Origin of the sequence: Mogibacterium neglectum (assembly GCF_030644205.1) — a bacterium.
GTDB classification, from domain to species: domain Bacteria; phylum Bacillota; class Clostridia; order Peptostreptococcales; family Anaerovoracaceae; genus Mogibacterium; species Mogibacterium neglectum.
The window spans coordinates 76,056-99,607 of record NZ_CP128647.1; the positions used below are offsets into that span (position 1 = coordinate 76,056).

20 protein-coding genes are annotated in these 23,552 nt (G+C 38.5%); 18 read left to right on the forward strand and 2 right to left on the reverse strand.

Annotated elements, in window-relative coordinates; all coding sequences use genetic code 11:
* Window positions 1-70 precede the first annotated feature (70 nt).
* Together QU661_RS00360 and QU661_RS00365 are read right to left on the reverse strand one after the other, a co-directional pair.
* Window positions 71-1,414: a relaxase/mobilization nuclease domain-containing protein gene (locus QU661_RS00360; RefSeq protein WP_304989802.1), complete on the reverse strand. Its 1,344-nt coding sequence runs from the start codon at window positions 1,412-1,414 to the stop codon at window positions 71-73.
* The gene (locus QU661_RS00365) at window positions 1,375-1,704 is read right to left on the reverse strand and encodes a plasmid mobilization protein (protein WP_304989803.1); all 330 of its coding nucleotides are present in this window, start codon (window positions 1,702-1,704) and stop codon (window positions 1,375-1,377) included. Before QU661_RS00365 ends, QU661_RS00360 begins: the two co-directional genes overlap by 40 nt.
* 358 nt (window positions 1,705-2,062) lie before the next feature.
* Between QU661_RS00365 and QU661_RS00370 the strand changes: the two genes are divergently transcribed.
* The 18 genes from QU661_RS00370 to QU661_RS00455 all read left to right on the forward strand — a co-directional run bounded on the left by QU661_RS00370 (window position 2,063) and on the right by QU661_RS00455 (window position 23,538).
* On the forward strand, window positions 2,063-2,644 hold the full coding sequence (locus QU661_RS00370) for an MptD family putative ECF transporter S component (protein ID WP_304989804.1): 582 nt from the start codon (window positions 2,063-2,065) through the stop codon (window positions 2,642-2,644).
* Window positions 2,644-3,360 carry an energy-coupling factor transporter transmembrane component T gene (locus QU661_RS00375; RefSeq protein ID WP_304989805.1) on the forward strand — a complete coding sequence of 239 codons (717 nt, stop codon included), beginning with the start codon at window positions 2,644-2,646 and terminating at the stop codon, window positions 3,358-3,360. The genes QU661_RS00370 and QU661_RS00375 overlap by 1 nt, the downstream gene beginning before the upstream one ends.
* A 17-nt stretch (window positions 3,361-3,377) precedes the next feature.
* Complete coding sequence (locus QU661_RS00380) at window positions 3,378-4,853, forward strand: ABC transporter ATP-binding protein (protein ID WP_304989806.1); 1,476 nt, start codon at window positions 3,378-3,380, stop codon at window positions 4,851-4,853.
* Window positions 4,846-5,805 (forward strand): helix-turn-helix domain-containing protein, encoded by a 960-nt coding sequence (locus tag QU661_RS00385; protein WP_304989807.1) that lies wholly within the window; start codon window positions 4,846-4,848, stop codon window positions 5,803-5,805. The genes QU661_RS00380 and QU661_RS00385 overlap by 8 nt, the downstream gene beginning before the upstream one ends.
* Window positions 5,806-5,916: 111 nt before the next feature.
* The gene (locus QU661_RS00390) at window positions 5,917-7,701 is read left to right on the forward strand and encodes an ABC transporter ATP-binding protein (RefSeq protein WP_304989808.1); all 1,785 of its coding nucleotides are present in this window, start codon (window positions 5,917-5,919) and stop codon (window positions 7,699-7,701) included.
* Window positions 7,686-9,434, forward strand: a complete 1,749-nt coding sequence (locus tag QU661_RS00395; RefSeq protein WP_304989809.1) for an ABC transporter ATP-binding protein — start codon at window positions 7,686-7,688, stop codon at window positions 9,432-9,434. Before QU661_RS00390 ends, QU661_RS00395 begins: the two co-directional genes overlap by 16 nt.
* A gap of 435 nt (window positions 9,435-9,869) precedes the next feature.
* The gene (locus QU661_RS00400) at window positions 9,870-10,313 is read left to right on the forward strand and encodes an RNA polymerase sigma factor (RefSeq protein WP_304989810.1); all 444 of its coding nucleotides are present in this window, start codon (window positions 9,870-9,872) and stop codon (window positions 10,311-10,313) included.
* Entirely contained in the window at window positions 10,294-10,545 is a 252-nt protein-coding gene (locus tag QU661_RS00405; RefSeq protein ID WP_144398700.1) for a helix-turn-helix domain-containing protein, read from the forward strand. The genes QU661_RS00400 and QU661_RS00405 overlap by 20 nt, the downstream gene beginning before the upstream one ends.
* Before the next feature lie 427 nt (window positions 10,546-10,972).
* Complete coding sequence (locus tag QU661_RS00410) at window positions 10,973-11,176, forward strand: excisionase (protein WP_304989811.1); 204 nt, start codon at window positions 10,973-10,975, stop codon at window positions 11,174-11,176.
* Window positions 11,177-11,251: 75 nt separating this feature from the next.
* Window positions 11,252-12,442, forward strand: a complete 1,191-nt coding sequence (locus tag QU661_RS00415; protein WP_304989812.1) for a site-specific integrase — start codon at window positions 11,252-11,254, stop codon at window positions 12,440-12,442.
* 327 nt (window positions 12,443-12,769) lie between these two features.
* A complete protein-coding gene (locus QU661_RS00420) occupies window positions 12,770-13,186 on the forward strand; it encodes a hypothetical protein (RefSeq protein WP_304989813.1) in 417 nt (138 codons plus the stop codon).
* A 201-nt stretch (window positions 13,187-13,387) separates the two neighbouring features.
* A complete protein-coding gene (locus tag QU661_RS00425) occupies window positions 13,388-14,989 on the forward strand; it encodes a CHAP domain-containing protein (protein ID WP_304989814.1) in 1,602 nt (533 codons plus the stop codon).
* 250 nt (window positions 14,990-15,239) lie between these two features.
* The gene (locus QU661_RS00430; protein ID WP_304989815.1) at window positions 15,240-17,015 is read left to right on the forward strand and encodes a phosphotransferase; all 1,776 of its coding nucleotides are present in this window, start codon (window positions 15,240-15,242) and stop codon (window positions 17,013-17,015) included.
* 32 nt (window positions 17,016-17,047) lie between these two features.
* A complete protein-coding gene (locus QU661_RS00435) occupies window positions 17,048-18,649 on the forward strand; it encodes a BCCT family transporter (RefSeq protein ID WP_304989816.1) in 1,602 nt (533 codons plus the stop codon).
* Between the two features lies 1 nt (window position 18,650).
* Window positions 18,651-19,514, forward strand: a complete 864-nt coding sequence (locus QU661_RS00440; protein ID WP_304989817.1) for an NTP transferase domain-containing protein — start codon at window positions 18,651-18,653, stop codon at window positions 19,512-19,514.
* A 205-nt stretch (window positions 19,515-19,719) separates the two neighbouring features.
* Window positions 19,720-21,591 (forward strand): polysaccharide biosynthesis protein, encoded by a 1,872-nt coding sequence (locus QU661_RS00445; RefSeq protein WP_304989818.1) that lies wholly within the window; start codon window positions 19,720-19,722, stop codon window positions 21,589-21,591.
* 48 nt (window positions 21,592-21,639) lie between these two features.
* Window positions 21,640-22,851 (forward strand): DegT/DnrJ/EryC1/StrS family aminotransferase, encoded by a 1,212-nt coding sequence (locus QU661_RS00450; RefSeq protein WP_304989819.1) that lies wholly within the window; start codon window positions 21,640-21,642, stop codon window positions 22,849-22,851.
* A gap of 36 nt (window positions 22,852-22,887) precedes the next feature.
* On the forward strand, window positions 22,888-23,538 hold the full coding sequence (locus tag QU661_RS00455; protein ID WP_304989820.1) for a sugar transferase: 651 nt from the start codon (window positions 22,888-22,890) through the stop codon (window positions 23,536-23,538).
* Window positions 23,539-23,552: the final 14 nt, after the last annotated feature.

Genomic DNA, 23,552 nt, shown 5'->3' on the forward strand with positions numbered 1-23,552 from the left:
GTATTGTCTATCCCGTTTCTTTAGTTAGCCTTATCATACCATGAAATATATAGCCCATCCACAAAAAGAATCATTCAAGGGATTTTGTATGCTCCCTACCTGTATTTTCTTTTTGCAAAATCGCGTCTACATTCTGCTTGATCTGCTGATATTCCTTTATTTTCTTTTTCAGCTTTCCATATTCGGAATACAAGGTTTCCTTTTGCTTTTGCAGGGAAGTATATTCTTTCTGCGAAGTGGCAAGATCCGGAAGTTTTGTAATACCTGCGTTCTTTAGTGCCTTTTTTGATGCTTCATAAAGAATCAGGCTGCTTTCGTGCTTCTTCCTATATGCTTCCTTATCCTTTGCCTTGATATATCCTCTGTAAACAGCCTTTGTCTTTTGATAGGTAGATAGGTGTTTTATCATAACAGCCATATCGGAAAGTTTCTTTTCCGCATGCTTTAAGCTGTCTGCTGTCTGTTCACTGTCAAGAACCATTTCATCTATACGCGTTATTAAATCCTCATACTGCATAATGTTATTTTCTGTAAGGAAATTCATTGTCTTTGCTGCCTGTTTCAGATTGTGGATTTTCGCCCAATGCTCATAGCCTGCCGATTGCTGTGCCTTGATATTGTTTTCAATGTCAATCAACAGAGATATTCCGTTCTCCTGTGTCAGTTTCTTTCCGGTGTGGCTCTTGATTCCTGCAATGCGTTTTCTGATGGCTTCTTCCGTATAATCTGCTCCGAGCGTTTTCAGTCTTGTAAATCGTTCTTGTCCGGGTGCTCTGCAGGAAATATATTTTCCACGCTTGATTTCATAGCCGGAAGCCTGCAGCTTTTGTAACAGCTCTTCAAAATCCGATACTTGAGGAACAAGAAGATCAACTGATTTTTTCAGTTTTCCTTTCCAGCTTGTGCCTGTCTTTTCTGTCTGATATTCAATATAGCTTTTTCCTTTTCGTCCTTTTTCCGGAGTGATGACCGATAAGCCGTTTTCATAGCATAGACGGTCGCTGATATTTCTTATTCCGTAATAGCTTCTTTTATTGGAATTATATTTGTGATAGTCCACGAAATTGACGGCACAAAAAATGATGTGATTATGGACATGCCCTTTATCAATATGGGTGGTAAGAACGTACTCATACCGACCTTTCGTTACGGCGTCCGCAAGCTGCTTTCCAATCTCATGGGCTTTCTCAAAACTGACTTCTCCCGGTTCAAAGGACTGTATCAGGTGATGGGCTAAATTGTTTCCTTTATCAAGTGCCTGTGAAAGTGTAAAAGCAAATTCAATATCTGCGGTTTCATAGCTGCATCCGAAAGAGGATATGAGCATTTTATCATCGGTTTTATCGGGGTTTTGGATATATTCAAGGGCTTTTTTCAGTGTGCTTTTAATAGGCTTAATCTTTGTAACCGCCATATTTCTTTTAATGCTCCTTTGATTTCTTCAATATCTTCCTGATACACATTCCCCGTTACATTTGCTCTTTTTGCAATCTGATTGATGTTGACACCGATTTTTTGAAGCTCTGCCGTCATTTTCTTTATATCGCTGTGATCGATCTGAATGATATATCCGTCTATTGCCATTTTCCGAAGGTACGCTTCCATGTTGCTTGTAGGCACCATTTTCATTTTTTCTTCAATTAAAGTGCGTTCTTCTTCCGTAACACGAAATTTAATCTGTATAGTTCTTTTTCTGTTTTCCATAGGCAAAATTCCTTTCCGTTTTCATAGAGGGTTTGGGACACTTCCCAACAGGCAATTTTCAGACAAGCACGAATCGTGCAATGGGCTGAAAATACGGAAAGGGTACCCCTTTCCTATGCTTGCTATTCTTCTTATTCTTTAATCTCTACAACAACGGAAATTCACTTTTTGCCAAAGAATACATCTAATAAAAAATATATATGGAAAGAATTTTGTTCAGAAAATGGTCGTTAATATCTTAAATAAAAATAAACTAATTGGAGCTTTTTTTACCTATATAGAGTAGTTAGCCTTTTTAGAGCATGGTATAGTAAAATATATGTGTTAGATAACACTAACTGATACAGGAGGTAATATTATGAACAACAAATTACAGGCAAAAGATTTAATTAACATTGGTATCTTTACGACCATTTATTTTGTCATTTATTTTGCAACAATGATGCTGGGATATATTCCTATTCTTGATGTGTTGTTAGGACTGATATGCCCTATTACATGTGGAATCCCATTTATGCTTTATGTTACAAAAGTACGAAGTTTTGGCATGATTTCAATAACAGGAATAATTTTAGCAATACTCTTTACAGTTATGGGAAGTGGACTATTAGTAGCATCCTTTTGTATTGTCTGCGGTTTTTTAGCGGATATAATTATGAAAATGGGAAAATATCAGAGCATGAAGTATACAATAATCGGATATGCTGTTTTTTCTATTTTAACAATGGGCTTTTTCAGCAGGCTGTTTTTCATGAGAAATGAGTTCTTTATGACTATGGAAAAGGGTTATGGAAAAGAATACGCAGACGCACTTGCAGCACTTACGCCAAATTGGATGTACCCAGTTCTTGTTTTATCTTGTATTATTGGCGGAATTTTAGGTGCGATATTGGGAAAAACTGTTCTTAAAAAACATTTCAAAAAAGCAGGTATCGCTTAATGGAAAATCTTAAGCAATTACCATTTGAACAAAAATCCATTTTTCATATTGATCCTCGCACTAAAATTTTCTTAACTATTACAGTAACTACTATTATGTGTGCAGGAAAATTTGATGGGGCGATGATTTATATTCGCCCTATGGCTGCCATATTTCCCATTCTGATGTTGCTTTTTTCCATGCGATTAAAAGCTGCATTAAAGTTTTTTTTATTTTACACGATACTTTTTTGTTTAAGTATATTTCTGTTTCCAACATTAAAAGGTGCATTTAGCTTTATGTTAGGTGCAGTATTAGGAATATATACGCAAATATTACCGGGAATAGTGATGGGATATTATCTTATTGATACAACAACAGTTAGTGAATTTATTGCTTCAATGGAAAAGATGCATATCCCGGAAAAAATAATCATTCCGATGTCTGTGGTATTTCGATTTTTCCCAACAGTAAAGGAAGAATACAGAGCTATTCAGGATGCTATGAAAATGCGAGGTATTACAACTTTTAGAAGCCCTATCAAGATGTTGGAATATCGTATTGTTCCACTAATGATTTCTATAACAAAAATTGGTGAAGAACTATCGGCAGCCGCACTTACTCGCGGATTAGGTAGTCCAACAAAAAGAACAAATATTTGCAAGATAGGATTTAATATGATTGATGCTATTTTTATTATAGCAGCACTCATATGTTGGATCGGTTTTCTGGTTTGATGAAATAGGGTGAAAAAATGATAGAGCTAAAAAATGTCAACTTCCAATATAATACGGAAGAAGCGTCTGGAGGTTTGCATGAAATAAATCTTGTAATTCCGAACGGAGAAGTTGTCCTGTTATGTGGACAATCAGGATGTGGAAAAACTACATTAACACGTTTGATAAATGGACTTATTCCAAATTACTATAATGGATATTTATCAGGTGATGTGATCATTGATAGTCATAATCTCAGGAATCTTTCGCTTTATGAAATTTCAAAATTTGTTGGAAGTGTGTTCCAAAATCCAAGAACTCAATTTTTCAATGTGGATTCAACAAGCGAATTAGCTTTTGCATGTGAAAACCAAGGATTACCTGAAAATAAAATTATCAGCAGCGTATTTGAGACAGCTACTCTGTTTAATATAAATCATCTCCTCGGTAAAAATATTTTTAATTTGTCCGGAGGAGAAAAGCAGAAAATAGCATGTGCCTCAGTATCAGTCAGTTCTCCATCTATTATTGTATTAGATGAGCCTTCTTCCAATTTAGATACACATTCAACAGATGATCTTCGGAAAATGATTTCAATATGGAAAAGTCAAGGTAAAACCATTGTGATAGCTGAACATCGTCTTTATTATTTGAGCGGGCTCTTTGATCGTGTAATATATATGGAAAATGGACGAATACAAAAAGAATATACCAGTATGGATATTGAAAAATTATCTATGTCCGAGCAAATAGAGATGGGGCTTCGCCCTTTTGAATTAAAATTATTTCCATTGTCTGTAAAGAACATGAAGCGAGAGGATGAGATACTTTTTTCAAATTTTTTCTTTTCATACACTAATAGAGATAAAGCTTTACAAGTTCCCTCTCTCTCTTTGCCGGCATCAAATGTGATTGCAATTATAGGAAATAATGGTGCCGGAAAATCAACTTTTGCAAGATGTATTTGTGGACTTGAAAAAAGATGTAAGGGTATAATAACAATCAACAATAAAGCGTTAAATAGAAAACAGCGTCTTTCCTATTGCTATATGGTAATGCAGGATGTAAATCATCAACTTTTTGCCGAAAGCATATATGAAGAATTGATATTAAGTATGAAAAAACCTGATGAATTGGAGATTGACTTGATATTAAAAAAAATTGAATTACTTCAATTCAAGGAAAAGCATCCGGCTTCACTTTCAGGAGGACAAAAACAAAGAGTAGCAATAGCAAGTGCTTTGGCCTCTCAACGTGAAATTATGATTTTTGATGAACCTACAAGTGGATTGGATCTTCTTCATATGCGAGATGTTGCAAAAGAACTTACTGATTTATCACAGATAGGAAAAACTGTACTTGTTGTTACTCATGATTATGAGCTTATAGCAAGTTGCTGCACTTATATACTTCATTTAGAAAATGGAATGGTGAAGGAGCAATATCCTTTAGATTTAAGTGGAACTGAACGCTTAAAGAAATTTTTCCTACAGCGAGGTGATAGTAGTGTTTGATATTGATAAAATTTTCAAAGAGCAAAAATTTCAATTACTCTGTAAAGATGATTTATGTTCTGTATATCAGCTTAATGGTGGGAATGCGGATGGTACGGTTATATATTATCCTCTTTACCCGGGAATATCATTGATGTATAACAGTTTTCATTCTGAGGAAGGAACCGGAAGAAAAATAGAACCCGGTCATTATATTAGTATTCATCATTGCAGTGAAGGGAGAATGGAATCGGAAACTGCCTCAAATGAATATTTATATTTAGAACCGGGAGATATTTTGATTGAAAATTTGCATGTTGCAGAATATCGTTATTGCAGTTTTCCTTTGAGCCATTATCACGGTATTACAATCAATTTGTCTGTTACAGACATTATGGAAAGCAGTGTTAAGGAGCAGTTACAACTTTTTTCCATAGATTTATTTGATTTGGAGAAAAAATTTTCTTTGAATGAGAAGCCTTGTATTATACATGGGGATTCTTTAACCGATCATATTTTTTCCGAGATTTATAATGTGCCAGATTCAATTAAATCAGAATATCTTAAAATTAAAATTTTGGAGCTTCTTGTTTCATTAAAAATCGCGGATATATCCGCTGTTCGTAAAGAACGACCATACTTTTATAAAACCAAAGTTGAAAAAATAAAAGCTATAAAAAAATTTATAACGGCTGCACCAGAACATCATTACACGATTGAAGAACTTGCGAGACAATTTGATATTTCAGAATCATCATTAAAAGAATGTTTCAAAGGAATCTATGGATCAGCAATATACACATATATGAAAAAATACAGGATAAATATGGCTGCAACACTTCTTACAGAAACAGATAAAACCGTTTCAACTATTGCAGGAGAGGTGGGATATTCTAATAGCAGTAAATTTGCGGAAGCGTTCAAAAGTATAAAAGGTGTGGCTCCATTGGAATATCGAAAAATTAAAATCTAAATGGAGTTAAGCATACCTATGTAGAGTAGATGAAAAATATAACATTGATAGAATAGAGAGTGTCGAATAATACACGATACTCTCTATTTTTTATTAAAGGAGGAATAAATAATGAAAAAAAGGAGTTGGATTTCCATTGTCTTCTCCTTTGCATCACAATGTAAAGGCAAAATTATATTATCTGTTATATGTGCTTTGGTTAGTGTAGCATCAGGGCTTGTACCCTATTGGAGCGTTTATCATATTATTACTTCATTTATAGACGGTTCAGCTACAATTTCTAATGTTTGGGTATGGAGCTTGATAGCTATATGCGGATATGCTTTTAGGTATATTTTTCATGGTATTTCTACAAGTCTGTCCCATGCATCTGCGTACAGTATTTTGGAGAACATACGACTTGCTCTTGCCGAGCGGCTAATGAGGGCTCCTCTTGGAACAGTAGTTGAAGAATCTGTTGGAAAATTGAAAAGCGTGATTGTAGATAGAGTTGAAACAATCGAATTACCTTTAGCGCATATGATTCCTGAAGGAATTTCTAATTTATGCCTACCTATTGCTGTTTTTATATATTTAATAAGCATAGATTGGCGTATGGCTCTTGCAATGTTAGTAACTGTACCGATTGCTGCTCTTGCATATTTTAGTATGATGAAAAACTTTAATAAACAGTATGCAGATTATATGGAATCCAGCAATTATGTAAATGGTGTAATTGTTGAATATGTTGAAGGAATAGAAGTAATCAAAGCTTTCAACCAATCTTCAACATCCTATGAAAAATTTTCAAAAGCCGTAGAATCATTTAAGGATTACACTTTGAATTGGTATAAAAGTGTGTGGAAACTAATGAACTTTGGAAATTCGGTGCTTCCATCCACCTTTTTAGGAACTCTACCGGTAGGAATGATTTTATATGCCACCGGTACATTGTCCCCTGAAAACATGGTAATGTGTTTTATTCTTTCAATGGGCATCGTTGATCCTTTGATGAATTACACATTACATGTCAGTAATATTAAGGCTGTAGAATATGCGATTCACGATGTAGATAAGCTGCTACATGTAACAGAACTTCCTGATTCCAAAGAAGCAATTTCCATAGAGAACCATAATATAGAGCTTAAAAATGTTTCTTTCGCATATAGTAAAAATAAAGATAATAAAGTTCTTTCCAATATTACATTTTCCGTTCCTGAGGACTCTTTTACAGCTCTGGTAGGGCCTTCGGGAAGTGGTAAATCTACGATCGCACGACTTATAGCCCGGTTTTGGGATGTAGATGAAGGTTCTATAACTATTGGTGGTATAGATATACGTCAGATTCCTATATCTCAGTTATCTGACATAATAAGTTTTGTTACTCAAGATAATTTTCTCTTTCATTGCTCAATAAAAGAAAATATCCGAATGGGCAAACCATCCGCTACGGATGAAGAAGTTTATGCTGCTGCCAAGGCTGCTTGCTGTGATGATTTTATACAAAAGCTTGAACATGGATACGACACTCAAGCAGGCGATGCCGGAAATAGATTGTCTGGCGGAGAAAAACAAAGGATTTCTATTGCCAGAATGATACTAAAAAATGCTCCTATAGTTATTCTTGATGAAGCTACCGCTTTTGCAGATCAAGAAAATGAAGAAAAAATGCAACGATCAATATCTGCTCTAACCAAAGGGAAAATACTTTTTGTTATTGCACACAGATTATCTACTATAACAAACGCTAATCAAATTATTGTCTTAAAAAATGGAGAAATTCATTCGGTCGGTACACATAAATCGCTATTAGATTTCGATCCCCTCTATCGTAATATGTGGGAAGCTCATATAGGGGCAAGAAATTGGTCTGCAAATTCTAAACAGGAGGTGAAAAGCACATGTTCAGAACTGTAAAAAGGTTGATTGATTGGACTGGAAACTATAAAAAACGAGTATATATAGGATTTATCTTTGCTTTTTTGAATGGAATATTTACTGCTTTACCGATTATGCTGGCGTCTTATGGATTAAATGCCATTTTGAATGACTTTAGTGGAAAAGAGCCATTAGATCATACATTGATATGGAAACTCCTTTTTTCTGTTATTGTATGTGTATTATTACGATTTGTTTTTTCGTATCTGCGTGCAATTACTCAAGAAAGTGTAGGATATGAGGCAACGGCAGAGCAACGCATTAAGTTGGGAAATCTTTTCAAGAAAGTATCGCTTGGATTCTTCAATCACAATAATATAGGAGAATTATCTTCTGCTGCTACAACCGATCTTTCGTTTATAGAGATGTACTGCATGCATATGATAGATATTGTCGTTAATGGCCATATAACAGTTGTTGTGATGATAATATCTTTGACAATATTCTGTCCGGTAGCAGGAGTTATATCCTTAATAGGACTTCTTATTTCTACATGCATTATGTATGCACTTGAAAAAATATCGCACCGTAACGCAGTATTACATCAAAAAGCTCAAGATGAAATCGTAGAAAACACAATAGAATATTTGAGAGGAATGCAAGTCGTAAAAGCCTTCAAGCAGGAAGGCGCAGCCGTAGAAGGAATAAGGAACGCATTTCAAAATCATAAAAAAGTAAACATAAAATTAGAGTTAGAATATTGTCCGTATAATTGCTTACACCAGTTAATTCTTAAAACTACTTCCATTGGCGTAGTTATTGCATCAGCATATCTTACTTTGAATGGAAGTATGCCTATTTTTGTCATGCTTATGCTTGATATGTTTTCGTTTGTTTTATTCAATCACTTGGAAAAAGTGAATAGTGCTATCCATGTAATTGAGGTTATCAATGCGACATTGGACAAGCTTGATTCAATTCAGAAGGCAGAAGAAATTGACAAGAACGGAAAAGATATATCTTTAGATGCATATGATATAGAGTTTCAAAATGTTTCTTTTGCATATGATAAAAAAACAGTTTTATCAGATGTTAGCTTCACATTACCTCAAGGTGCTACAACCGCAATCGTAGGTCCATCCGGAAGCGGGAAGACGACTATATGTAATTTAATTGCGAGATTCTATGATGTGAACAAAGGAAGTATACGAATAGACGGACACAATATAAAGGAAATGACATGTGAAAGTATTCTCCGCAATATTTCTATGGTATTTCAAAAAGTTTATCTATTCAATGATACAATCGCAAACAATATAAAGTTTGGTAACCCTGAGGCGACCTATGAAGATATTATAGCTGCAGCGAAAAAAGCAAGGTGTCATGAATTTATTGAAGCATTTCCAAATGGATATGAAACTATTGTTGAAGAAAGCGGAGCAAATTTATCCGGAGGAGAAAAGCAGAGAATTTCTATTGCACGTGCTATTCTAAAAAATTCCCCTATTATAATTCTTGACGAAGCAACTGCGAGTATTGATCCGGAAAATGAACATATGATTCAACAAGCTATTACAGAATTAACTAAAGGAAAGACAGTAATTGTTATTGCACACAGGTTAGCAACCATAGAGAACGCAGATCAAATACTTGTAATTGATAAAGGGAAAGTTGTTCAAAAAGGAACTCATCAGGAACTAATAAAACAAGAGGGTCTATATCAGCGTTTCATAAGTATAAGGGAACAAGCAGAAGGCTGGTCTTTCGCTTAAAGCGTTCTCAAAAACGAAATCGAAAGGTCTGTGGTAAGGAGATAAATTTTTTATGCACATAATAACATTACATCCAAAATAAGGCCGCTGTAAATAACGGAGAAGATTGAATTTAATAATATCATACGAAAATGCGGCGGTATCAAAGGAGGTATCGTCGTGTTTATTTTCCACTATCTTAAATTCATATTGAAGGAGATATATTCTATCTCTGGGTTTCTATGCTTGTGTAGATAACCTGTCAAATCATATTCATACAGCTATCTTTTCATGTCCGCTCCCGGCTGCTCTGTGCAGTCGGGATTTTTTGTTGTCTTCAAAAACTTTTTTCAAAAATATTCGCTTTTCTTTGGCAGTTTTCATCTGCCCGTTGTTGAGGGTTTACGAAAGGGGAAATTCTGCCCGCTTTCGCGGCTGCGAAAGGAGGTGAATATCATGAATGAACCTGAAAGAACTGAATGGCAGATACGCTGCGCATTTAACGGTTTCTGTAAACGGGCACTAAAGAACGAAAGTATCAATGCCCATAAAGAAATCAGAAGAAAGCAGGCACACGAAATCAATTTTTCCGCCCTGACACCGAAAGAGGAAAATCAGCTTTATACCTGTGAAGATTTTTTCGCAGAAGATAAAGAAGAACAAACCTTTTTTGCAGGCGGAAAAGAATGGGACGCAAAGACGATTGCCGATGCGATCCACAGCTTGCCGGAGGAAAAACGCAGAGCCGTCCTGCTCTATTACTTCTTTGATATGAGTGATGCGGAAATTGCAGAGCTCTATCAAATTCCAAGAAGCACAGTGCAGTATCGGCGAACAAGCTCATTTGAGCTGTTAAAACGCTATTTGGAGGAACATGCTTATGACTACCCTGACTGGTAACACGGGAAACGATGAACGCGGCCTGTTGCCTTATCCGGTAATCATAGCCGCAACCAAAGGAGAGCCGCAGGCAATGAATATTGTCGTGCAGCACTATGCAAGCTATATCTCCCATCTCTCTATGAGAATGCTCCGTGATGAACGGGGAAATACCTATTACGGCATAGACGAGGATATACGGGATAGGCTTCGTTCAAAGCTTATGCAGGCTGTCCTGATTTTTAAGATTTAAGAATGTATTTGTCTGTGTCCCCCTTTCCACAGACAAGGCAGAAATCTGTCACCTGTTCTTTGACAAACATACCCGCAAGATAACGGCGGCGTATCATAGGGCAAACCGACACTTTCCTTTTGTGCTTGAGCCATGCGGAAAATGCGCCATGACGCTTTCATACCCGGAAGCCGAGCGAGAAACATTTTGACGTAAAGCAAGCGTAGCGACTTGCAGAGCCATGACGGCATAAAACATATAATGATACTCCCCTATAGCCACAGTCCGAGCGTTAGAAGCGTCGCAGGCAATGGGTAGGGCTGGATGAGATCCATGCAGGGGTGAAATTCCCGTGAGGCTAATGCTTTTAGCCGTCCGGTATTGCCTTTCTCAAAAATATAAATATCAGAACTTTTACTATGCCTATTTTGAGAAAGGGGGCGATGAGATGAATCAAATTGATGTGCCTATCTGGGAAAAATATACCCTTACCATAGAAGAAGCGGCGAAGTATTTTCGTATCGGAGAAAACAAGCTGCGAAAATTAGCAGAAGAAAATCCTACTGCAAATTGGATAATTCAAAATGGCAACCGTATTCAGATCAAGCGCAAGCAGTTTGAAAAAATGATTGATACGGTTGACACAATCTAATGGAGATCGAGCCTTGACGATGTTATAATAGAGGTAGCATACCAAGGCTCTTTCCGTCTTGGAAAGGAGCATAAAATGTCAGAAAAAAGACGTGACAGCAAGAATCGAGTTTTGCGGTCAGGAGAGAGCCAAAGAAAAGACGGGAGATATGCTTACAAATATATAGATACCTTTGGAAAGCCGCAGTTTGTGTACGCGTGGAAGTTGGTTCCAACGGATAATACCCCTAAGGGTAAGCGTGAGGGTAAATCCCTGCGTGAAAAGGTCAAGGAAATACAAAAAGACCTTGATGACGGGATTGACCCCGTAGGAAAGAAAATGACCGTTTGCCAGCTTTATGAAAAGCAGATACGAAACCATGCAAATGTAAGACACGGTACAAAGCAAGGTAGAAAGCAGCTCATGAAAATACTTGAGGAAGATACGATCGGAGCCTGCAGCATTGAGAATGTGAAAATGTCTGATGCAAAGGAATGGGCCTTACGAATGAAAGAAAAGGGCTATTCTTTCAAAACCATCAGCAACCATAAGCGTTCTCTAAAGGCAGCTTTTTATTCTGCCATTCAGGATGACTGTATCAGAAAAAATCCCTTTGACTTTCATATCAACACAGTCATTGAGGATGACACCGAGCCGAAAGTTCCTCTTTCGCCTGCACAAGAAGAAGGTTTACTTTCCTTTGTGAAAAGCGATAAGGTCTATCATAAGTATTATGACGAGTTTATCATTTTACTTGGAACCGGACTTCGGATTTCAGAGTTTTGCGGATTGACGGACAGCGATATTGATTTTGAGAATCGGATAATCAATGTGGATCATCAACTTCAATATTCCGGTAAAAAGTCCTACCGCATAGAAACTCCGAAAACGGAAAACGGTATTCGCAAAATTCCGATGAACGACCGAGTTCTTGAAGCCTTACAGAGAGTGTTACAAAACCGAAGAAAAAGCACTTTCGAGGTTGACGGTTACACAGGCTTTCTTTTTCTCACAAGGAACGGAACACCACAGACTTGTATGAACTATGATTATATGTTTCACAGACTTGTAGAAAAGTACAACAAAAATCATGAGGAAGCTTTGCCGGCGGTAACAACACCCCATACCCTGCGACACACGTTCTGCACCAACATGGCAAATGCGGGAATGAATCCGAAAGCCTTACAGTATCTTATGGGACACGCCAACATTATCATGACCCTGAACTATTACGCGCACGCTACATTTGACAGTGCAAAAACAGAATTTTTCAGACTGGCGGCTTAAAGAAAAAGAGAGGTTTTACTACTTCTTTACTACCTTTCAAAGCAAAAACACAAGCAGATTTAAGAAAATATGTGAGTATCTCCCGATACACAAAATGCCGAAAATGCCTGTAAAGACAGGCTATATCGGCATATAAGAACTTTTGAAAAGATAGTTAAAAATCATATTAGAGTTTGTAGTTAAATTTTAGAAAGATATGAAAGATAAGGAAATGAAATGGTATATTTAAGCGAAAGCGCGATAAAACATATTAAGGACAGGGGATTCTCGGATATTGTCATCGACGTAATTAAATTTACAAGTTGATGTGCGCCTCCTAAGATGGAGATGTCAGTAGGATTTGCTGATAAAGACAAGGATTTAGATTATTTTATCGAGCGAGGATATAGGGTGGAGAAGAGCGAACTCGGCAAAGTTTACTATCCGAAACGGAACGCTGTCAAAGTTGGAAAGATTGAGATTAGGTATGAGGAAAAACCGTGGCTTAGTTGCTTTGAGATAGATGGACTTAGACCGGCAAAGTCTCGAGGCAAGAATTACAACCGAAGCATGCAGTTAATCCTACAGTATGCGAGAGCATTTGACGAAGTCAGGCGAAAGGACGTGGTAGAGCTTTGTAAACTCACACCTTCGCAGTCGAGCAAGTTGCTCGCTAAAATCGTAGATGGTGGATATCTTGAAGCGAAGGGCGCAGGAAGAGCTACTCGTTATGTGCTGACTGAAGAGGGAAAGAAGTATAGGTGATGGACACACATATGTGTTTGATGTTAACGAAGTATTGTTGAGCTAATATATGAAATTAATGAGCAGGAAAAGCCCTAGTTTTGATTTAAGTAGATTACTAAGGGAATATTTTATTCTGCTTGAGTTGATTTAAATCGAAAAATGCTATATAGTACAAAAAAATTATGGTGTTATTCAATTTATGTTTAAGGGGGACATTTAATGTCAAAAATAGTTAATAATGCGGCGCATACAAATAAGCCTTGGTATCATATTAAATTAACTTTAATTTGTATATTTGTGCCTATTTTAAGTTTTTGTATAGTGGCAAATTATGACGATAAAGTATATGCGGTAAAATACATGCGCGAGATAAAAGCTGTGAATTATTATACCGGGAACGAGTCAGTAGCCAGAGCACCTGTAATCACAGGTTCATGGAAGAAAGTAACTGGTGCTTGGCGCTTCTACAACACAGATGGTGTAATGCAGAAAGGCGTATTTACCATAAAAGGTAATAAATACTACCTCGGGAAAAACGATGGAATCATGAAGACCGGCTGGCAAAAGATTGATAGATACTACTATTACTTCGGTACAGACGGTGCACTGAAGACCGGCTGGCAGCAAATCGATGGTCGTTGGTACTACCTTGGTGGTACAGGAGACGGTGCTATGAGGGCCGGTTGGCAAAAAATCGATGGTTCATACTACTATTTAGGTGATGCTAACGATGGGGGAATGAAGACTGGTTGGCAGCAAATCGATGGTCGTTGGTACTACCTTGGTGGTACAGGAGACGGTGTTATGAGGGCCGGCTGGCAAAAAATCGATGGTTCATACTACTACTTAGGTGATGCTAGCGATGGGGGAATGAAGGTCGGTTGGCAGCAAATCTATGATCGTTGGTACTACCTTGGTGGTACAGGAGACGGTGCTATGAGGACAAGCTGGCAAAAAATCGATGGTTCATACTACTACTTAGGTGATGCTGACGATGGAGGAATGAAGACCGGTTGGCAACAAATTGATGAATACTGGTATTATCTTGGTGGTGTAAACGATGGCGCTATGAAGGTTAAATGGCAGCATCTTGGTAATAACTGGTATTATCTTGGCGATGTAAATGATGGTACCATGAAGACCGGTTGGAAGAATATAGAGAGTGCATGGTACTACTTCAATGAATCTGGTGTAGCCAAGAAGGATTGGCAACATATAGCTGGGAACTGGTTTTACTTCGATTCAAGTTACATGATGGTAAAAGATACAATCATGGAAATTGCAGGGCATAAATATGCTTTCAATGCTGACGGTGTGATGTTGTCTAATGAATTTACATTCAAAGGCAAGAGATACATAACTGATTCATCTGGTAGAATTGTCTATAATTCATCACAAAAAGATGTAGTAAAATATGGACGTCGGTTTATAGGTGAGAATGGTAATAGATTTAATGACTGGTATTACGGAGATAAAAATCATCGTTCATTGGCGTGGTGTAACGTATTTGTATCCTATGTAATGTATCAATGCGGAGTGAACTTTCAGAAGAATGCATATGTTCCTAATTCAGAGGAGTGGATGCATAAAAACTACAAGTGGGTCGACTACAAAGAGGCGAAAGCTGGAGATGTAATCGTCTTCTGCTGGACAGGACAAGGTCATAACAGTGGCCGCGGCAATAGAGATCACATTGGGTTCCTTATTTCCAAGAATGCCAATGGCACATTTACTACACTAGAAGGAAACACAAATGGCGGCAAAGTGGCAATTAGGACTAGATATTCAAAGAATATCAGAAATATTTTTAGCCCAAGATAATGCTTATATCATAAACGCCAATGTGGCGAGTCGAATAAAAACAAGCTTATAGCGAACATAAAATACTAGGCAGAAGCACTATATGCAGCCTAGTATTTTTTATATCTGTGATGCGTTGACTTAAATAATATGGCAAGCAATTGTGTTCAATAAATGCAAATATTGTGTGTTCATGAAAATTATGATATTGTGTATAACGAACAACGTAAGTTGCTGATAAATTAATTTATGATAAGTTGTGGGACACGATATGAAGAAAAAACTATCTACTATAGAACTAGATGTTCTGAAGACATTGAATAGCCAGGAGGGCGCGACTCAGAGAGAGATAGCTGAGATGAACAATGCATCACTCGGCAGTGTAAACGGTGCGATTGTTAAACTCAGAGAGCTTGGGTATGTGAGTGCAGATAATGTAATTTCTGACGAGGCACAGGAGTTGCTCAAGGAGGCTAAACCGCAAAACGCAGTTATATTAGCGGCTGGCTTTGGTATGAGAATGGTTCCGATTAATACCGTATATCCGAAAGCCATGCTGAAGGTTCACGGGGAGGTTCTGATAGAGCGTTTAATAAGACAGCTACACGAGGCTGGAATCACTAAGATTGATGTCGTGGTTGGCTTTATGAAGGAGAGCTTCGAATACCTCATAGATGAATACGGTGTAGACCTGATTACGAACAGGGATTATGCGAGTAAGGAAAATCTCCATTCGCTTAAGCTTGCAAGCGCACAGCTCGGCAACACATATGTGATTCCGTCAGATATTTGGTTTAGGGAGAACCCATTTACACAGTGCGAACCATACTCCTGGTATATGGTAGCTGAAAGTAGGAACGCACATAGCAGGGTTAAGCTGAACAGAAATAAAGAACTCATAGACATCGGAAATTCTATGAATAAGAAGCTCAAAATGATGGGTGTTGCATATATAAGCAATAAAGATGCAGATGAGGTGAGGCTAAGGATTGCTAGGCATAGCGATCGAGATGATTGCTACTGGGAAGATGCGCTGTATACAGAATCGAGACCTCGCAAGATGATACTACTTGCCAAGAAAGTACCTGAAAATTTCGCTGTTGGAATCAACACTTATGATCAACTATGCACTTTCGACTCTGGTTCAGAGAGCCTGCAGTCTGAGGCAATAGATCTACTTGCTAAAGTGTTCGATGTCAATACGAGCGAAATTACGAACATAGAGGTGCTTAAGAAAGGGATGACTAATAGATCGTTCTTATTCAGATGCAAGGGAGAAAAGTATATAATGAGAATCCCTGGAGAAGGCACTGAGCGCCTAATCAATAGGGATCATGAGTACCAGGTGTATGAAGCGATTAAAGATAAGGGTATTAGCGATGATATCATTTACTTCGATGTAAAAAATGGATATAAAGTGACAAAATTCCTCGAGAATACGCGTAACTGTGACCCTAAAGATTGGGAAGAAGTCGCAAAATGCATGAAAGTTCTCAAAAAATTCCATAGCTTGGACTTAAAAGTTGAACACAACTTCGATATATTTGGTGAAATCGAATTATATGAAAGGCTTTGGGGTGAAAATAAATCGATTTATAGAGATTATGCAAAGACAAAACAGAAAATCTATAAGCTCAAGCGATTCATTTATTCGTTAAATCCACACATATGCCTGGCTCATATCGATGCAGTGCCAGATAACTTCTTGTTCTGTGATTATGCAAGTGGAGAGGACGATATTCGAATCATTGACTGGGAATATGCAGGGATGCAGGATCCTCACGTAGATTTGGCGATGTTTTCCTTATACAGCATGTACACGAAGGATGAAATTGACAAATTAAATAATATCTACTTCGACGGGGACTGTAGTGATGAGGATAGAGCGAAGATATATGCATATATCTCAGTTTGCGGGCTATTATGGTCAAATTGGTGTGAGTATAAGAGGCAGCTTGGAGTAGAATTTGGAGAATATTCCCTAAAACAATATAGATATGCCAAGGAATACTACAAATACGCATCAGATTTGATAGAAACTCTGTAAATTCTACTGTAGAAAGAAAGGATAATGCCGATATGAATAATAAAAACAGTGTGTCAGCTACACGAAAGCAAATTGATTGGGTTATTACGCTAGTGCCATTAGCGATAATATGTGGGATGAGCGCACTTTTTTTTGCTTTTCCGAACAAATCAAAGTCAGTACTGACGAGCATTCGCTACGTTCTCGGAGATAGATTTGGTTCATACTACTTAATCATCGGGGTGCTGATACTTTCAATTTCTATATATATGGCATTTTCGAAGTACGGAGACATTGTCCTAGGGGGGCAAGATGAGAAGCCAAAATATAGTTTCTTCACCTGGGGAGCGATGATGTTCACGTGCGGACTTGCCGCAGACATACTGTTTTATTCATTTGCAGAATGGGTGCTCTATGCGACGGATCCCCATGTAAAGAGCCTGGGGTCGATTCAAGAATGGGCGGGGGTATTTCCTATATTTCATTGGAGCCTTATACCGTGGGCGTTTTATCTCGTGTTAGCTGTTTCCTTTGGTTTCATGCTTCACGTCAGGAATAGAGATAAGCAGAAATTTTCAGAAGCTTGCAGACCGGTTCTAGGTAAACGCACGGATGGAATTCTCGGCAGGTTAATCGACATGCTTGCAGTATTTGCACTGATTGCCGGAACAGCTACGACTTTCAGCGTTGCCACACCACTAATGGCGAGCATTATCAAGATTGTATTCCATGTAGAATTGAGTCGCATCACTCTTTCGATAATAATTCTCCTGATAACATGTGCGATTTACACTTACTCGCTTTTACATGGATTTAAGGGTATTAGCGTCCTGGCAAAAATATGCATTTATCTGTTTTTTGGGTTGCTCGCTTACGTGCTATTCGTTGGTGGTAAGACAGGATACATTATCGACACTGGCATAGAGTCCATAGGCAGAATGCTTCAGCATTTTATCGAACTGTCCACATTTACTGATCCAGAGAGAAATACGCTGTTCCCACAGAATTACACCATTTACTACTGGGCGTATTGGATGGTTTGGTGCGTCGCGGCACCGTTCTTCATTGGAACGATTTCGCGTGGTAGGACCGTAAGACAGACTATCGTTGGAGGATATGGATTTGGAGCAGGCTCAACGATTATAAGCTTTATAATTTTGGGGAATTACTCGCTAGGCAAAGAGCTAGTTGACGGCATACCCCTAATAAAGTCATATATAGAGAACGGTGATATGTATGGGCTCATTATCAATATCGTGAGGACGCTTCCTTGCTCAACGATGGTATTAATAGTACTGATTCTGACAATGGTTGCATTCTACGCTACTTCGTTCGATTCCATCGCTTATATCGCTTCGTGCTATAGTTACAGAAGGCTCAAGGAGGGAGAGATTCCAAATCGCATGATTCAGCTGATGTGGTGCTTACTATTGATTGTGCTACCAATTGCATTGCTTTTTTCAGAAAGTTCTATGAGCAATATTCAATCAGTCAGCATCATAGCAGCATTTCCTATTGCAGCGGTCATAACGCTTATCGCCGTTAGTTTTCTAAAGGATGCAGGGAAATTTATGAAAACTTTAAAAGATGGAGCAACTCGCGAGCTCGTAAGAGGTGATGAAGCAGAAAGGAACGCGAAACGTGGGGAGTCGTAAAATGATTAAGGTAGATAATGCGGTTATACTGGCTGCGGGTGCATCTAGCAGATTTGTACCGCTTTCATACGAGAGACATAAGGCTCTAATCGAAGTTAAGGGAGAGGTACTAATCGAGCGTCAGATAAGGCAACTTAGAGAGGCTGGCGTCATGGATATATACGTAGTCACTGGCTACAAAAGTGAACAGTTTTCATATCTCACAGCGAAATTTGATGTGAAGCTTGTGCACAATAACGAGTATGCGACTCGCAACAATCATTCGAGCATTCACGTGGTGAGGGACGTGATTAGAAACTCATATATATGTTCGGCAGATAACTATTTTGCAGAAAATCCCTTCAATGTTTTTGAGGAAGGTGCGTTTTACAGCGGAATCTACTCTGAAGGATATACCAAGGAGTGGTGCATGAAGACCGACGAAGACGACTATATAATTGACGTCAAGATTGGAGGAAGCAAGGCTTGGTATATGCTAGGACATGTGTTTTGGGATGAAAAATTCAGCAAGCACTTCACCGAAATACTTGAGCAGCGTTACGATGATCCTGAGATTGTCGATAAACTCTGGGAGGATATATATATCGAACACATAGCTGAACTTAAGATGAAATTAAAAAAATATAATGCTGAATATATTTTTGAATTTGATACTCTTGATGAGCTGAGAGAGTTTGATGAATCGTATGCTAGAGACACACGTTCGACGATTCTCAAGGATATATCAAGGTCGCTTGGAGCAAATGAGGCTGAACTTAAGGATTTTCAAGCAATTAAGGCTTTGGATAATCGGGCTACAGGCTTTAAGTTCGTGTGCAAGGATAAAGAATACACTTACGATTATGATTCAGGTAAGTTCATATAGAGAATTTGTTCAGTGAGGGCAAGTGTGGAATTAATGTGAAATAATCTAAAACAGGGGTTGTTTATCACGATTTGCTAGCTTTTTATAGGTCTTGCGTTTTGACTAATTCGCTCATAATAGGTATAATGTTATGATAAATTCCGCGTGGTATGCGAAAAATTAAAGACTAATATACATGATGACTTCAAAGAAAGCAGGCATGATTATGGATATTAACAGCAAATTGAATTTTGATAAAGCATCTCTGATTAAGACTTGTCTACTTATAGTCTGCGACTTAGCGGCGATTGAGATTGCTTCGTTTCTAGCGCTCTTTATAAGGTTTGATTTCTCGCTTGATGAGCCTATGGGCTCATATTGGGAGATGTTTAAAGGACACCAGCAAATCGTGATGGCCCTAGGGATTGTCATATTTGCAGTTTGCCATATGTATTCAAGCCTTTGGTCGTATGTAGGCATACGAGACATGCTTAATGTGCTAATTGCTACAGTCTTGTACACACTCATGGTTACAACTATATTTGCTTTCTTTGAACAGCAGAACTACGGGATGCCGAGAAGCTTTTATTTGCTTTCCGGTGGATTTTTATTTGCGATAACTTTTTTCGTCAGATTCATTGCTAGGGCTGCGAGAGAACTTAAGGGCTTTGGAAACAGCCGTGGACAGGCAAAGAGGGCGATGATTATAGGCGCAGGTGCTGCAGGAGCGGGGCTCATCAAGGAAATTAAAGCAAATCCGAGCCTGAGAAAGAAAATAATCTGCCTTGTTGATGATGACGAGTCCAAGATTGGCAAGAGAATGAATGGAGTGCGTATTGCTGGCACTACGAAGGATATTGAGGTGCTTACGCAGAGATATTCCATAAATCAGATTCTCCTTGCGATGCCATCTGCATCGGGTGAAGAGAAAAAGAGAATTCTAGATATATGCAAGCAGACAGGCTGCGAGATGATGATTGTTCCAGGGATATACCAGATTATTCGCGGTGATGTTAGCGTATCACAGCTTAAGCATGTAGATGTAAACGACCTGCTAGGCAGGGATCCTATCGAAGTTGATATTGATGGGATTATGGAGTATGTGTCGAACAAAGTTGTTATGGTTACAGGTGCAGGTGGGTCGATAGGAAGCGAACTCTGCCGCCAGATTGCAAGTCACAATCCTAAGCAGCTAGTAATGCTAGATATATATGAAAATACTACATATGAGATACAGAATGAGCTTAAGAGAGAATTTCCTGAGCTCAATCTTGTGGTGCTTATAGCATCCGTGAGGAATACAAAGAGAATCGATAAAATCTTTGAGATGTATAGACCAGAGATTATATATCATGCGGCTGCACATAAGCATGTACCGCTTATGGAGGCTAGTCCTAATGAAGCCATCAAGAACAATGTGCTAGGCACATGGAAGCTCGTTCAAGCTTCAGATAAATGGAAGGTTAAGAAGTTTGTTCTTATCTCTACAGATAAAGCTGTAAATCCAACTAATATCATGGGGGCATCTAAGAGACTGTGTGAGATGATCATTCAAACTTATAACAACAGATCAAAAACGGAATTCGTAGCAGTTAGATTTGGAAATGTACTTGGAAGCCATGGAAGCGTTATTCCATTATTTAGAAGACAAATCGCTGAAGGTGGACCAGTTACGGTTACACATCCAGATATCATCAGATATTTTATGACGATTCCTGAGGCTGTTTCGCTCGTACTTCAGGCTGGAGCATTTGCAAAGGGTGGAGAGATATTTGTTCTCGATATGGGCAAACCAGTCAAGATTGATGACCTCGCTAGAAACCTAATTCTGCTTTCTGGACTCAAGCCGGGAATAGACATTGAGATAAAGTATGTAGGACTAAGGCCTGGAGAGAAGTTGTTTGAGGAACTTCTGATGGACGAAGAGGGGCTTCAGGATACAGCAAACAAGATGATTCACATCGGGCATCCAATTAATATCGATGAGGAGAATTTCATCGAGGAGCTTAACGAACTCAAAGACTATGTTGAGGGCGAGCCGGATGATATCAAGCGATATATCAAAAACATAGTCCCAACATATACACCAAAAAACTAAGGTGTATAATTACACGATTGTATAAAAATTCTAGGAGGCATATCACATATGAAAGTACCGTTTTCACCACCGGATATTTCAGAACTAGAAATTAATAGGGTTGTAGAAGTCCTAAAATCTGGATGGATTACGACTGGTCCAGAGGTTAAAGAATTCGAGAGAAGAATTACAGAATATATCGGAGTGGATAAAGCCGTTGCCCTTTCATCGGCTACCGCGTCACTAGAAGCAGCGCTTCACATCCTGGGGATTGGTGAAGACGATGAGATAATCGTGCCTGCGTACACATATACAGCATCGGCAAGTCCTGTAATCCACAAAGGGGCGAAGCTTGTGATTGTCGATTCTGCACCTGAGACCTTTGAGATGGATTACGACAAGGTCGCTGAAGCTATCAACGAGAATACTAAGGCTGTTATTCCAGTCGATTTGGGCGGAATGGTATGTGATTACGACAGAATATTTGAAATCGTTGAGTCGAAAAAAGAACTATTTAAGCCTGCGAATAAACTTCAGGAGGCTCTTGGCAGAGTTGCTGTAATTTCCGACGGAGCACATGCCTTTGGGTCTGTGAAGAATGGTGTCAAAGCGGGGGCAATTGCTGACTTTACGTCGTTTTCCTTCCATGCAGTTAAAAACCTTACTACCGCCGAGGGAGGTGCGCTCTCATGGAGGAATATAGATGGCGTAGATAATGACGAACTTTACCATGAGCTACAGCTTTATTCTCTACACGGACAATCCAAGGACGCTCTATCCAAGAACAAGGCGGGCGCATGGGAGTATGATGTCGTATATCCTGCGTATAAATGCAATATGACGAATATCAATGCGGCTATCGGAATTGCTCAGCTTGAGAGATATGAAGGCTTACTTGCGAGACGTAGGGTGCTAAATGAGAGATATGAAACGGCACTTGAGAAGCTTGGGATTAAGGTTATGCATCATTATACTGAGGAGATGACTTCTACAGGCCATCTGTACTTAGTGAGGATTCCAGGCGCTTCTGTAGATGATAGAAATGCGGTAATTCAGGATATGGCAGAACGTGAGATTGCATGTAACGTCCACTATAAGCCGCTACCGATGATGACCGCTTACAAGAATCTTGGATTTGATATTGCGGATTATCCAAATGCTTATCATCAGTATGAAAATCTAATTTCGCTACCAATATTCTCGACGATGACTGATGAACAGAATGAATATGTTATTGAGAATTTCACTGATATTCTTAAGAAGAGAGGACTAATTAACTAGATGGTTTTGTGCAAGTGGGATGACTTACCAGAGCATATGAGATGCGATGAAGTAAAAGAATATTACGACATCCTGAGCTCGAGAAAAGGCTCGCTTATAGTAAAAAGACTATTTGATTTCGTAGTTTCATTGCTGATGACCATCGTAATCTCGCCTATACTTCTAATCTTGATTGTCTTGATTAAGATAGATGATCCAGGACCAGCGTTTTTCAGGCAGGTAAGAGTTACGACTAATGGTAGAGAATTCAGAATTTTCAAGTTCAGAACTATGGTTATAAATGCTGAGAAGCTCGGTGCACAGGTAACTCAGGAAAATGATCCTAGAGTTACTAAAATAGGCAATAAACTTAGAAAGTACAGACTGGATGAGCTTCCGCAGCTTCTCAATGTAATCACTGGCGATATGTCGTTTGTTGGCACGAGACCGGAGGTTCCGAGATACGTGGCATGTTACTCGAAAGAGATGCTTGCGACACTTCTGCTTCCAGCAGGAGTGACATCCGAAGCCAGCATAACATATAAAGATGAGAATGAACTCATCGGAAGAGCGGAGAACCCAGACGAGGTGTACGTAGATAAAGTTTTGCCAGAGAAGATGAAATATAATCTTGATGCACTCAGGAACTTTGGCTTTATCGGGGAAATCAAGACTATGCTGAAGACGGTCGGTGCCGTTTTAAAGTAAGCTGTACGGATATA

Coding starts and splice junctions, on each gene's coding strand:
- QU661_RS00360 (WP_304989802.1), bottom strand. CDS start 1,414: ATGGCGGTTACAAAGATTAAGCCTATTAAAAGCACACTGAAAAAAGCC.
- QU661_RS00365 (WP_304989803.1), bottom strand. CDS start 1,704: ATGGAAAACAGAAAAAGAACTATACAGATTAAATTTCGTGTTACGGAA.
- QU661_RS00370 (WP_304989804.1), top strand. CDS start 2,063: ATGAACAACAAATTACAGGCAAAAGATTTAATTAACATTGGTATCTTT.
- QU661_RS00375 (WP_304989805.1), top strand. CDS start 2,644: ATGGAAAATCTTAAGCAATTACCATTTGAACAAAAATCCATTTTTCAT.
- QU661_RS00380 (WP_304989806.1), top strand. CDS start 3,378: ATGATAGAGCTAAAAAATGTCAACTTCCAATATAATACGGAAGAAGCG.
- QU661_RS00390 (WP_304989808.1), top strand. CDS start 5,917: ATGAAAAAAAGGAGTTGGATTTCCATTGTCTTCTCCTTTGCATCACAA.
- QU661_RS00395 (WP_304989809.1), top strand. CDS start 7,686: ATGTTCAGAACTGTAAAAAGGTTGATTGATTGGACTGGAAACTATAAA.
- QU661_RS00400 (WP_304989810.1), top strand. CDS start 9,870: ATGAATGAACCTGAAAGAACTGAATGGCAGATACGCTGCGCATTTAAC.
- QU661_RS00405 (WP_144398700.1), top strand. CDS start 10,294: ATGACTACCCTGACTGGTAACACGGGAAACGATGAACGCGGCCTGTTG.
- QU661_RS00410 (WP_304989811.1), top strand. CDS start 10,973: ATGAATCAAATTGATGTGCCTATCTGGGAAAAATATACCCTTACCATA.
- QU661_RS00415 (WP_304989812.1), top strand. CDS start 11,252: ATGTCAGAAAAAAGACGTGACAGCAAGAATCGAGTTTTGCGGTCAGGA.
- QU661_RS00420 (WP_304989813.1), top strand. CDS start 12,770: ATGTCAGTAGGATTTGCTGATAAAGACAAGGATTTAGATTATTTTATC.
- QU661_RS00425 (WP_304989814.1), top strand. CDS start 13,388: ATGTCAAAAATAGTTAATAATGCGGCGCATACAAATAAGCCTTGGTAT.
- QU661_RS00430 (WP_304989815.1), top strand. CDS start 15,240: ATGAAGAAAAAACTATCTACTATAGAACTAGATGTTCTGAAGACATTG.
- QU661_RS00435 (WP_304989816.1), top strand. CDS start 17,048: ATGAATAATAAAAACAGTGTGTCAGCTACACGAAAGCAAATTGATTGG.
- QU661_RS00440 (WP_304989817.1), top strand. CDS start 18,651: ATGATTAAGGTAGATAATGCGGTTATACTGGCTGCGGGTGCATCTAGC.
- QU661_RS00445 (WP_304989818.1), top strand. CDS start 19,720: ATGGATATTAACAGCAAATTGAATTTTGATAAAGCATCTCTGATTAAG.
- QU661_RS00450 (WP_304989819.1), top strand. CDS start 21,640: ATGAAAGTACCGTTTTCACCACCGGATATTTCAGAACTAGAAATTAAT.
- QU661_RS00455 (WP_304989820.1), top strand. CDS start 22,888: ATGAGATGCGATGAAGTAAAAGAATATTACGACATCCTGAGCTCGAGA.